Annotated in this window: 8 protein-coding genes; 4 read left to right on the top strand and 4 right to left on the bottom strand. The window is 60.3% G+C overall.

What is annotated here, in order from left to right; all coding sequences use genetic code 11:
* Position 1 precedes the first annotated feature (1 nt).
* The 3 genes from N0B31_RS22175 to N0B31_RS22165 all read left to right on the top strand — a co-directional run bounded on the left by N0B31_RS22175 (position 2) and on the right by N0B31_RS22165 (position 2,575).
* On the top strand, positions 2-463 hold the full coding sequence (locus tag N0B31_RS22175; RefSeq protein WP_260644067.1) for an NUDIX hydrolase: 462 nt from the start codon (positions 2-4) through the stop codon (positions 461-463).
* A gap of 89 nt (positions 464-552) precedes the next feature.
* The gene (locus N0B31_RS22170; RefSeq protein WP_260644066.1) at positions 553-1,728 is read left to right on the top strand and encodes a glycosyltransferase family 4 protein; all 1,176 of its coding nucleotides are present in this window, start codon (positions 553-555) and stop codon (positions 1,726-1,728) included.
* 316 nt (positions 1,729-2,044) lie between these two features.
* Positions 2,045-2,575, top strand: a complete 531-nt coding sequence (locus tag N0B31_RS22165; protein WP_260644065.1) for a hypothetical protein — start codon at positions 2,045-2,047, stop codon at positions 2,573-2,575.
* A 44-nt stretch (positions 2,576-2,619) separates the two neighbouring features.
* Here the strand turns inward: N0B31_RS22165 and N0B31_RS22160 are convergent, their stop codons facing one another.
* From N0B31_RS22160 to N0B31_RS22145, 4 genes are all read right to left on the bottom strand, one after another.
* Positions 2,620-3,897 (bottom strand): RNA-guided endonuclease TnpB family protein, encoded by a 1,278-nt coding sequence (locus N0B31_RS22160; protein ID WP_260644064.1) that lies wholly within the window; start codon positions 3,895-3,897, stop codon positions 2,620-2,622.
* Positions 3,898-4,929: 1,032 nt separating this feature from the next.
* Complete coding sequence (locus N0B31_RS22155; protein WP_260644063.1) at positions 4,930-5,139, bottom strand: hypothetical protein; 210 nt, start codon at positions 5,137-5,139, stop codon at positions 4,930-4,932.
* Positions 5,140-5,457: 318 nt separating this feature from the next.
* Entirely contained in the window at positions 5,458-6,447 is a 990-nt protein-coding gene (locus N0B31_RS22150; RefSeq protein WP_260644062.1) for a tyrosine-type recombinase/integrase, read from the bottom strand.
* Positions 6,448-7,287: 840 nt separating this feature from the next.
* Positions 7,288-8,442, bottom strand: coding sequence for a DUF7537 family lipoprotein (locus tag N0B31_RS22145; protein WP_438271178.1), 1,155 nt, complete (start codon positions 8,440-8,442; stop codon positions 7,288-7,290).
* 150 nt (positions 8,443-8,592) lie between these two features.
* On the opposite strand from N0B31_RS22145, the gene N0B31_RS22140 reads away from it, so the two are divergent.
* Positions 8,593-12,114: a tetratricopeptide repeat protein gene (locus N0B31_RS22140; RefSeq protein ID WP_260644060.1), complete on the top strand. Its 3,522-nt coding sequence runs from the start codon at positions 8,593-8,595 to the stop codon at positions 12,112-12,114.
* The last annotated feature ends 203 nt before the right edge of the window (positions 12,115-12,317 follow it).

Genomic DNA, 12,317 nt, shown 5'->3' with positions numbered 1-12,317 from the left:
TATGACTCCGACGACTGTGCCACGTCGACGCGTCGGCGTGAAAGCCCTCATCACACGCGGCGAGCAGGTACTCCTCACCCGCGAGCGACGCAGTGACGGCACGATATACCACTCACTCCCCGGCGGCGGTGTCGAACCGGGAGAGACACCCTACGAGGCGCTGAGTCGGGAACTCCGGGAAGAACTCGATTGTACGGCCGCAATCGGAGAACAGGTTGGTTCTTGTTCGTACCAGCATCGGAGTATCGACGCGACGACGGAGTACGACCTGTATGCCGTCTCCTTAGACGGTGAGCCGACACCTGATCCGGGCGAGGGCATCGTTGGAGTGGCGTTTCACGACCCGGCTGCGCTCCCGGAGTCAATGCTCGAACCGCTCGCAGAAGCGGTGGGTCGGCTTGAGAGGGGGACGGCAGTTCAGCGTGCAGTCTGGACATCTGTCGAGCCTGTGCTGGGCGACTGACGACGAGTGGACGGGACACCTCGGGGTGGACGATGTGTGGTACGTCGGGGTTAACCCGGGGTATAGACGGGGGAGGCAGTATATGATACATGGAAGATACCCTCCGTGTCGGTGTGAACGCCCGGACGTTCTCCGTCGATGAACCCGGCGGCGCGGTGCAGGCGGCCGTTCAGATGGTGCGGGCGCTGGCCGCCCGTGACGATACCGAGGTCGTCCTGTTTGGACACCCCGACACACAACAGCACTTCCCCGACCTCCCGCTGGATTCGACCGGTTACGTGGTCGATTCACAGCTCTACGGGGCAGTGTGGGAGCGAGCGATTCTCCCGCGACGGGCCTCGCTCGCCAACGTTGACCTATTACTTGCACCGAACGGGAACGGGCCGATTCATGAGACGCCGTACCCGACTGTCGTCTGGGTACACGACGTGAATGCGATTCGGGGGCATTCGGCGGGTGTTCACCGGTTGTATCGGCGGGCGACGGTGCCGCGGGCGGTGGCGGCCGCGGATGCGGTCACGACCATCTCGCAGTTCTCGAAGGAAGAGATCATCAAGCACCTCCCGGTCGAGGAGAGTGACGTACACGTCATTCACAACGGCTTGGCCGAGCCGTATCTCGATGCGGCCCGAGCAGGGCCGGCCACGCAGCAATCGGCGTCGGCGCTGGTCGCGGACGGCGGGGAGCCGTCACACGACGGGGTTGCTGCTGAGCTTCCGGATCGATACGTGTTGTTCGTCGGGTCGCTCAACCCACGCAAGAACGTCGCGAGGTTGGTCGAGGCGTTTGCCCGGCTGAAGCGAGAGACGGGACTGCCACACGAGTTGGTGATGGCCGGGCCGTCCCCGAAGCGTATTTTCCAGCAGCTCGACGTGGATGCTGCGACCGAACGCGACGCGGCGATTACCTCAGTGGGGTTCGTCTCCGATGCTGAGTTGCGTGGGCTCTATCGCGGAGCCGATTGTTTCGCGTTTCCGTCGTTGTACGAGGGGTTCGGCCTGCCGCCGCTGGAGGCGATGGCGATGGGGACGCCGGTAGTCACGAGCAGCGTTTCGTCGCTACCGGAGGTGTGTGGGAACGCCGCGGTGCTGGTGAATCCATACGATGTTGGAGCGATTCGGAACGGTATCGAGGAGGTACTGACGGATGAGCGACTAGCAGAGGGACTGGTCACGGATGGCCGGACGCAGGTGCGACGGTACACATGGGAGCGCGCGGCGAGACAGTTTGTTCGTGTCGGCACGGAACTGGTAAAAGCGAACTGAGAGTCCTGCGGTTCTCCAACCACAGGAACATCACCATACAGCTCCGGGACACTACCGATACCGTATATGCCGTCAAACTCACGTTTCGCTACAAGGGGGCTTCGCTGAAATCCTCAATTGCGGATAGTTTGTTGAGGCTGTACTGAATACAGGCTGTGGCCCGGACAGCAGTTCGGCACCTGTGGCGCTCTGGCTGGGTCGGTAGGCACGGAGTGCCTCGGTCATAGAACTCAGATATACTGGATCGCCGGGAAGCCGAGTGCCGATACCCAAGCGTGCCGATTCAGTCTTTTATTCTCACCGTCTAACTGACGGCGTGGCATCGACCGCGCACTACGAGGAAACCCAGTACTTCCGACAAACTTGGCTGTGGGCACTGCTGGTGATCAGCGGCGTCCCCGCTGCACTACTGGGGATCGTCGGTGTCATCGCTGACGCCGGCCCGGGCACGAACGTCCTGCTGTGGGTTGCGGTCGTCCTCGTGGTCGTGTTCGGCCCCTTAGTCCTACTGTATCGGGCGAACCTTCGAATCGAAGCCCGTGATGACGCCCTGATACTGCGCCTGTGGCCGTTCCACCTCAGGGCGCGAAAGGTCCCGTATGCCGAAATAGAGTCGATCACCACCACGGAGATTTCACCGATGGGTGACTTCGGTGGCCTCGGTGTTCGGGTTCAGCCCACGTTCTACCGCTGGGGTATCCGCCTTGACGGGCCTGTCGGATACATCGTCGAGGGAAAACGGGCCGTCCGAATCACTCGAACAGATGCCAGTGTGCTCGTCGTAACCTCGACCGACCCTCCCGCACTCGTCCGAACAATCGAGCGGATCGGGCGGGTTGGGAAATAAACCGGATTGACGCGTCTAATCCACGCGTGACATCCTCGCCCGCCCTAAAGGGCGGGGCTTCCTACAAGGGAAGTCTCGTCGTCGGAGGTTTCAGAACTGAAGTCCCCGAGCGTCGTCTGTCGGGATTGCCGACTCTGCTCGCGGTGTCCTGTGGTGCTGTCACAAGCACTCCCATCCTGTGGCGAGTCATCGGTGTGAAGTTTCAGCTCACACCTCTCTCCCCACGGGTTGACGCGACGTGCGATGTTCACACACGCGTTAATGTCTGCTTGGTACTCCGTCACCCAACACTCGTCGTTCGTGCAGCGGAACATGGCTTGAGAACTACGAGAACCGATGTGTCCACACTCATGGCACGTCTGACTGGTGTACGCAGGATTCACGAATCGGACACAGATGCCCGCGTCACGGGCCTTGTCCTCGATTCGACCAGTGAGTCGTGCGAACGCCCAGTTGTGGAGACGGCGGTTCATCCACTTGCCGTAGTCCAGATGTTCACGGATGTACGACAGGTCTTCGAGAACGATAACGGGGTTCTCGAACTGTTGAGCGTACTCGACGGCTTCACGAGACGCCTTCTCGACAATATCTGTGAGGGCGTTTTGATAGTGGTCGAATCGTTCTTGAATACGCCACTCGGCGTCTCGCTCTTGGAGGCGACGGAGCGTCGTGAACATCTCCTTGCGGAGGTGTCGGGCACGACTGCCGTTATAGATGTATGGTTGGGTTGGAGTACCGTCCCGAAGGGCACAGCCCGTCAGGAGTTTGGATTCGCCAATATCGAAGCCAATGTGCGTCGGTTCGTCTGGTTCAGTTGGCTCCGCGACCTCGTACTCGACAGTGACGTGAAGCACCCAGTTGGTGCGGTGTTCTTGGAGTCGAAACTCGCCGACTGTCACGTCGCCGTCGAGGAGGTTATCCCACAACTCTCGCTGTGCGGGATTGATGCGAAGTGGAATCCAGAATGCGTTGCCACGTCCTGCCTGTGGGACGCGCCAGCAGAACTCGTGTCGTCGCTCCTCAGAGTGGTCGAGACGCCAGCCACGGTTCGTGAACCGAACGGGATGGTCGTCTTTCAACTCAGAAGCGTTGTACGTGTCCCGCAGTTTCGGGACATAGCTCTTGAGCGCGTCTTTGGCGTAGGACGTGAGCGTGTACGGCGTCACAACGTCGTTGACCGCAGTCTGCGTGTCAGCGCCACTCTCGAACGATTCGGAGAGGGCACGACGGTAGGTAGCCACAGTCCGTTGAAGACGACGCTCTTTGTGCGCCGTTGGGGGCGCGAGCGTGGCCTGCAACGTCTTGGTGGCAGTAGCGGTCACAGTAGAACACTCGAAACCATGAAAGTTAAAACTAACGAATTACTAAGTTATAGCATAGATGCCGAACCTGAACATCGAAGTGAGCGATGAAGAATACGAGAAACTGAGCGAAGTGAAAGAAGCACACGGCCTGACGTGGCGAGGACTCGTCATTCAGGGTTCGAAAGCACTGGACACCGAGGGGCCATTATAAGTCAAGGGGTACTGTGTACGAACGCGATTCCTCCCCGTCCTAAAGGACGGGGTTTCCTCGCTACCGCAAGATGATGCGCCTCACCCCACAGGTTGGCCGATCCCCTTCAGTTAGACGTGCGCCCGAGAACGTAACCGAGCCGTAGGGCGATTTTGTCACCACGCGTACTCGGTCTATACCAGAGCGGTTGCCTTCGTGGTGCTGGCTACATCCTCCGTCTCTCACAGCCCGGTACTGGTGGATATCGGGTGGTTTGGAACGGCATTGCTAGGTCAAGAGCAGGTATCTCTCATGGGGCGTTGCGAGGCACCCCCGATCACTGCTCGGAACCGTACCGACCAATCCCCACGGCAATCAGCAACAGTACGAGCACAACGGGCGTATAAACGAGCTCACCGGTATACGCCATTATTCCCACAATCATGGCAGCGATGAAGATTACGACATTCTTCCAACGAGCATTCACCCGCCGTCGAATCGTCTCGTTCACAGACGTCGTCTGTGTGTGATGATATTAGCTGTTACTCCAATCGACTCTATAAGGGACTGTTGGTGATGGTAGCAACGTGTTGAATGGCACAGAGCTGGGTGGAGCGTTTATATCGCTTCAGCACAGAGGCGGCTCGATCGCTGTGGTTCCCCCCGTTTCGCGCTGCTGTATACGCCCTTGTATCTCGCGCCACAGTTCTGCCAGACGCCGAGCAGGTTCCCGCTACCGTGCGGTATACAAGTCGCGAATCGGTCGGTAGGCGCCGGTTGAGTGGCAATAACGGCCGTTCGTTGGCAGCAATAGTACGAACGTCTCAAGCGGTTCCCGACCGACATGCCGAGTGCTGTATCTACAGGTACCCTAGCTCTCTGAGATTCTCGAGGATATCCTCGTCTGGAATCGCTTCGTCGACCGCCTCGTCCAAGTCTTTATGACGCTGTTTCAGGACACTGAGGAGTTGCCTCGCACTTCTGAGTTTGTAGATAGCGTCTGGGTCGTCAACATCCACCTGAACCCCCTCGAGCAACTCTTCTATAGTCGAGAGCGTACTCTTCGACATTATACACAACGCTAGAAGCCATCGACAATAGCAGTTATTATCTGAAGAAGAGTTCCAAACAAAGGCGTATTCTCCGTGATGCGACGAGTACTGGAGCAACCGTACTGCGGTTGCCTTCCGTGCCCCGCTCAGTTCCAGTACGACCGAACTGAGACCAGTACTATTGTTGTACACATCCTCTACATGTCGCACACTGGTGCTATCAGTTCCAGAGAGTTTCAACAGAACCCTACAGGGCCGGATACACTGGCGTGCTGAAGATCGGAGTTTAACACAGTTTACGGAAGTCTTACAACGGAAACATGAGGAGAGAGGTGGTTACAGAGCGTCGAAAGACCCACGCCGCTGGTTCATCTTGTCGTGCGGGGTTCGGACGTCGTAATGTTTCCGCAGGACGCCCATTGAGACGTCTGCTCGTGCACTCACATCGGTCGGCTCCACGTCCTCACTCAGGAAGTGGGTGATTGCCCCGCGTCTGATAGCGTGTGGAGAGACGCTTTCTGGACACTTGCCTGCGAGGCGATTGTCGACCGCGGCTTCACACTCGGCCGGATCACGGCCGACGGGACACTCTTGACCGATCACGCAAGGGCGGGTCCATCGGTAGACGATCATCCGGATGTTCGTTGCGCTCCGGCGGCCGTAACGAGACGTGAAGAACGGAGTTCGACCGCTGTCGTCGTCTTTGTCGATACGTCGGTGGTGGAGATGCTCTGAGAGCAAGTCGGCTACTCGGGGAGAGATGCTCACTGGTCGCTCGCCATCATTCCCGTTTTTGAGTGGAGTATTCGTTTCTGGACGGTGTTGTACGTCGAGCCATCCATCGCCGGTATGGATGTCTTCCACGTCCAGCGCTCGTAGGGAGCCGGTACGGAGGCTCGTGTGCCACATTGTCGTCAGCAGCGTGTGGTCAAACGAAGCCCGCTCATACCGTTCGAGATAGCCGAGGATGGCGTCTGCTCGCTCTGCCGAGAGGGTAGTACTTCGCTGTTCTCCTCCGGCGGGGGAGACCACGGACTTGTGCATCCCGCTCTCGACGAGTCCGAGTGTCTCCGACCATCGGATGAAGTGCCGGAGCGTATCCAGTTGCCCCTTGAGTGAGTCTTCGGCCAGCTCAGGGGCTCTCTCGGCCTTGTACTGTTTCAGAATGAGCGGGGTAATCTCGCTCATCATGTCGACGTCGAGCCAGTCGGTGAATGTCCCGAGGCGGGAGCGATACCCTGCAAGCGTCAGGTCAGCCAGCTCCGCGGCTCGGTCTTCGAGATACAATGCCACTGCGTCTGTCGGTTTCATGTCTTCTACAGTCATGATTCGGTGACCGACAGAAGGCGGGGAGTATGGGCAAGGGCCCGAGGCAGAGCCGGCAAGAGTGCTTGTACCCGGAAGCCCGGGCGGCGCGGTTTGCCGCCCCGGAACCGGGCTGGTTGTCGGGGGTGAGCGCGCTTGCGCGCGAACCATGCGGGACGGATAGCGGTGCTGTGCGGTCCGTCCCGCAACGGTTCAAATCCCTCCGGGCTCGCTACGCTTCATGACGATTAGGAATCGACAGACGGCGGCGGGTCGTACATAACACCTGCGCCGTCACGATTCTGGAGTTCGTCATGTTCCGTGCGCCACCCCCGTCACGTCGTGCGATTCGCTGGAGCCAGATAGTGTGTGGAGAGTTATCAATCGTTCGTTCGGAGGGCCGCCTAATCGAACGGGAGACACAGGTCGTCCAGATAAGGTCCGGGCAACTCCTACGAGAACCAGTCCACGGTTACCGCTCTGCCGACGAACCGAGGACCGAGCGTAACTCGTCCCGGATCAGTATCGACCGACCCTCGAGGAACACGTCGAAGTTCTCGATCCGGTGTGTTTCGTGATCTCTGGGGATGGAGTGTCGGTCGTAGAACGAAGGGTCGCGGGTCAGGAGCGTGCCTTTCAGGCCAGACAGTAGGGGGCTGGTACTGAGAACACCGGCAACACAGCAGACGTCGGTCAGGTGTTCCTTCGTCTACGGGCTACTCTTCTGTCGGTCAGTGATTTCCTCGGTGTACTCTCGAAAGAACGGTTGTAGTGTGGTGAGTGACTGTCCAAACCGGACGTCACGGACAGTCGACTCAAATACGATTCGCGAACGGTCGGGAGTGGGTCTGAGTCGGTGAGTTAACCGACGTTAACGAACTCCTGGAACACCTCGGAACCTTCGTTGAACATCCCGACGGTGACGCTCCCGGAGAACGAGCGCGTCTGGACGTTCTCGCCGGGTTGTGAGCGGGACACCACGAGTTGGTCGTTCTGTACGTAGAGGTACAGAGTGTCCCCTTCAGAGAACTGTTCGGCGAGTCGACCGTTGTAGTCACCGGACGCGAATACGAAGACGTTGGCTCCGGCAGAGACCGACGCACCGCCCTCGTGTGTCACTGCGACGTACTGGCCATCGCTCGGCGACGAGAAGCTGACCTGAACCGCCTGTTCGACAGCCTGCGAGATCCAAGATGGGCGTTGAACTGTGGTGTTGCCGACGTCAGTGACACGTAGCGAGACGCTCTCTTCGACAGTACGCCCGTCCCGTACGAACTCTTGCTCGACACTCAGGGATCGAATCACACCGTCCTGCGTCACGAGACCAGTCGCCTCGAAACGCTCCACGCTGTCGATGCTGAACGTCTGCTGGTACGTGGACGGACTCGTAATCGCGTCGGCTTCGATTCGGATCAGTAGTTCACCGTCTCGCTGAACGACCTCGGTCGGCTCAAAGTTCGCGGCCTCGAAGTACGTCTGGTAACGGAACTGCTCCAAGACCCCCTCCAAGCGGAACGGTCGGTCGGTCGTCCCATACGTCACACCGCTACTGGACTCGGTCCTGGAGTACTGGCCGGAGTCGTTTATCCAGGTCGTCGTCTCCGAGAACGAGTCGGACCTGACCGAGAGTGCGGTGTCGTTCGCGATCCGAGTGGTGGTAGTGATCGCGGGTTGGAAATCAAAGTCTGTAGTCCGACTGAGCGTCAGTGACTGTTCACCGAGAGCGAAGACGTGCGCCTGTGCAAGCCGGCGGTTAACCGAGTCCGTGGTCATTCCGGGGGGGAGCGATACGTCGCTCAGTGTCGGCTCGGGGGTTGCCGTCGGTGTCGGTGTCGCTGTTGGCGTCGGCGTCACCGTCGGCGTCGGCGTCGGCGTCGGAGTAGGGGTAGATTCGGGTGTTGACGTTTCAGTCACGTCGGCAGTGGGTGTCCCTGGTGCATTCGCTCCACAACCAGCGAGCAGAACGATCACGACCACGGCGACACTCAGCAAGGTTCGTCGTCTGTTTCCTCTCATTGAGTTCGTCCGCATCGGCACTCCGTGTGGTGATTTATTTACCTGGTGAGTAGCCTTCTCACCCGGTGAGAAACGAGCGTCCGTACTCCGCAGAGGAGAGCAAGTATCATACCACAATCATACGTACGAATCCGTATCGTGAGTGGATTGGTGGGCGATGGAGGAGACGAGGTGTTGTCGTTGGTCGCATCTCGGGCCGATTTCCTGGAGGCGCTCCGGGAACGGCCACTGGAGAAACGCGAGATGGTAGATGTCCTGGAGTACTCGCGTGCGACAGTCAACCGTGTAGTGAACGAGTTAGAAAGCTCTGGGCTGGTGACTCGTACCGGGGAGGGGTACGAACCGACCCTCGTAGCGGTCCTAGCGGTCGAGGAGTACCGGGATTTCCTCGTCCGGGAGCGCGACATTCTGCGAGCACAACCGGTCGTTGATCACCTTGACCACCGTGCGAACGTGCCACGAGAGTTCTTACGAGGGGCACAGATATCGAGCGGTCGAGAGACTAACGAGAACCTACACGACCTCGCAGACTGGCTGGAAGGTAAAGACGATGTAGGAGTAGTCCTTCCCCCGACTCGTCCGCTGGCAGTCTTGGAGGCGTGCCGGAACGTGTTGGTCGAGACTGACGGGGCGGTTCGGTTGATCGTCCCAGTCGAGGCTTACCGTGGACTCACCGGGGCGGGGCAGTTACTCCCAGAGATGGCCGGAGGAGGGTGTCACGTCACAGCGGCTGAGACACCCCCGTACGGACTGGTGACAGCCAGCGCTGCCGGCGAGTGGAGCGCTCGTCTCTTGATATACGATTCAGACGAGGGGGCGTTCGGAGCCGTCCAGAACGAGAGGGGGCGTGCTGTAGACTGGGCACGAGAGATTGTGGAGGAACTCCGAGCGGACGGGACCGACGTGACGAACGAACTCGAACTCGCACACGGAGCCGAAGTGCCGGAACGGGCCAGTAGAGACGTTTGGCACCCTCTCGCGCTCGAAAACGAGGGCTTCGTCAGACTCACCGAGGAGTACTTCAAGGCGCACGAACCGCGGGATTTCTCCGTGGCACTCCGGACCGGATTGACCCTCTCGGAGGTCGAAGCGGGCTACGCGGTCGAACGGACGCTCGAAGGAGAGGCCTCAGACGAGGCGCAGTCCCTCACGCAACACCTTGTCAAGAGACTCTCGGGGGGACAGGACTGTGCTATAGTTGGCCAACCCGGGAGTGGGAAGAGCACGGTAGCTAAAGCAGTGGCCTGTGCGTGGTTCGACCGAGATATCGGTACCGTACTGTACCGCGAGTCGGGGACGGGGGACTCGTTCGGGTCGGTAGCGCTCCTCCGGAACTACCTCAGAACGACTCACGAAGAGACGCTGGTCGTCGTCGAAGACGCCGTCAGAGAGAGTGCTAACGACGTGTTCCGACTAGCCGAAGAGTTCCGAGCGGACGATAGCGTCCACTTCTTGTTCGACGCACGTTCGAGCGAGTGGATGGACACGCGCTCGCTGCCGGTAGACGCCGCAGTCAGAGAGTACAAGAACGCGGTTCCGGAGGTGATCGAGTTGGGAGACCCTGAATTCGGGGACTGCGAGCGGTTTCTCGGGCGATTCCACTCGCTGAGTGGTGTCGAGACGAACCTCTCACCGCAGGACCTACTGGACGGCGTCTGGGACGACGAAGCAAACTCCGGGGGGATGTTCCTGCTCGCACACAGGGTCAGCCTCTACGCCGACCCCGTTGGGGTCGCGAGCAGTACCACCCCGACGCGACTTGTCGAAGACGTCCAGCGGCGGCTAGCTGAGTTGGCCGATGAAGGGACGCTGACCAAGGAGGCAGCACTCTTCGTCCACCTCCTGAACGCGGCAGGCGAGCGAGTGACGGCTGATTTCGTCGACGTCCACGCAGGCGGTCCGGGAGGGGAAGCGACCGACAGGCCGCTCGCACGGCTCCACGACCTCGGAGTCGTCTGGACCTCGGACCAGCAGGGTCGGCTTCGAATCGGTCACGAACTCTGGTCGAGGCGGATGTTGACGGAGGCACTAGAGGTGTTCGACGACGCACCGGGACTGCTCGGGCGGGCGGTAGACCGGGTACTTGCACTCGCTGAGGAGCAGTCTGGGGCGCGCACGGAGGCAGGCGGGAGAGGTAGGCTGGCGAGACGTATCGCCCCTGACCCGGAGACGTGGGCGGACGAGTTTACCCGACGACTGTTCAGGTACGGCTGTGACGTACCGGCACTCGCTCCGTACTTCGGGCGGTTCGACGAACAGCCGTTCTCCCTCGAAGCTCGTTGTTCGACTGTCGGTGCCCTCCACTGTCACCGCGACCGGGCGAAAATGCTCGCCGGGAGTGGCCAACTGGAGGCCGCGCTGGAAGAGTATCGGTCCGTCGAACGGGAGATACCAGAGGGAGAGGGATCCGACGAGGTGCGAGAGGTCAGGGCGCGCTGCGTTGGAGGTGCCGCGACGGTCCTCATGCGTCTGGGGCGTCTGGACGAGGCAGAGGCAGCGTTCGAGAGAGCGCTCGAAGCGCACCGCGAGATTGGAGACCGGACGGGGGAGGCGGACGCGTTACAGGGGCTGGGGATGGTGTACTTCAGGCGGACCGAGTACGGGCGTGACTTGGAGTACCAGCGGGCAGCACTCGAACTGTTCGAGGAGTTCGGCGAGTTACGCCGCCAGAGCAACGCGCTGGGGAACATGGCGTCCGTCTACGTCTCGATGGAGGCGTACGATGAAGCCACCGAGCACGCCGAGCGAAGTCTCGAACTGCGTGAAAGAATCGGATTCGACCTCGGGGTCGCGCAATGTCACAACGTCCTGGGTCGGGTCGCCGAGGCGAAGAACGACTTGGATCGGGCGCGGGAGCACCACCGCGAGACGCTCGCGCGAGCAGTAGAACTCGGTAACCCGGAGTGGCAGGTGATCGGGTACATCAACCTCGGAAACGTAGCCACGGGATTGGGTAACTTGGTGACCGCCGAGGAGTACCTCGAACGAGGGATACGGACGGTCGAGTCGATGGGCGATGTCCGCGACGAGGCGATACTGAGGCGGAACCTCGCGGAGGTGTGGAGGCAACAAGGGAAGTACGACACCGCGGCCCAAGAGGCCGGTGAGGCGCTGGAGTGCGCAGAGGAGGTGAGCGACGACCGGGTCCGAGGGCTCTCGAAGGGTGTTCTGGGTCGGGTCGCCCTAGCCGAGGGACGGTACGGGGAGGCAGAGTCGACCCTCACGGAAGCACTCGAAGCGTTCGACGAACTGGAGCTTCGGGAGCCGAGCATTTCTGTGCTGTTAGCCATAGCGCAGGTCGCCATCGAAGAGGGGCGGCCCGACGAAGCGAAGCCACACCTCGACCGCGCAGAGAGCGCTCTTGAAGAGGCGGACTCCTCCGACCAGTCGTACGAGGCAAAACTGTCGTGTCTCCGTGCGTGTGTCGAGTATGCGTCTGGCGACTTCAATAGGGCACGTGCACAGCGGAAAGACGCACTACAGCGGTCCAGAGAACTCGCAAACATGTACGTCGTCGCCTGGCTTCACACTCACCTCGGTCTCGCGGAGTCTGGCTACGGACAGGACAGAGATGCTGAACAGACGCTGAAACGTGGTCGGCGACTCGCAGCGGAAGTTGGAGCGACGGGGCTCGAACAGCGTTCTCAGAGCCGGCTAGCGACCGAGACGTAGTACAGGGTGAGAGAACAGGCGATGGCCGAACTATCGGGCGCGTCACTCTCGTTGGGATCCAAGCCGGACTGAGAAGATACGCCTGCCACGGTTAGTCGGATACGGCACCACGCGCCTCCCACAACACCACCGCTCGGCGTGAGAAGATACACCTGCCACGGTCGACTGGACACGGTACCACGCTCCTCCGACAACACCGTCCC

Origin of the sequence: Salinirubellus salinus, assembly GCF_025231485.1 — an archaeon.
GTDB lineage: Archaea > Halobacteriota > Halobacteria > Halobacteriales > Haloarculaceae > Salinirubellus > Salinirubellus salinus.
The sequence above is the reverse complement of the archived record's forward strand: the minus strand, read 5'-3'. Positions and strand labels throughout refer to the sequence as shown.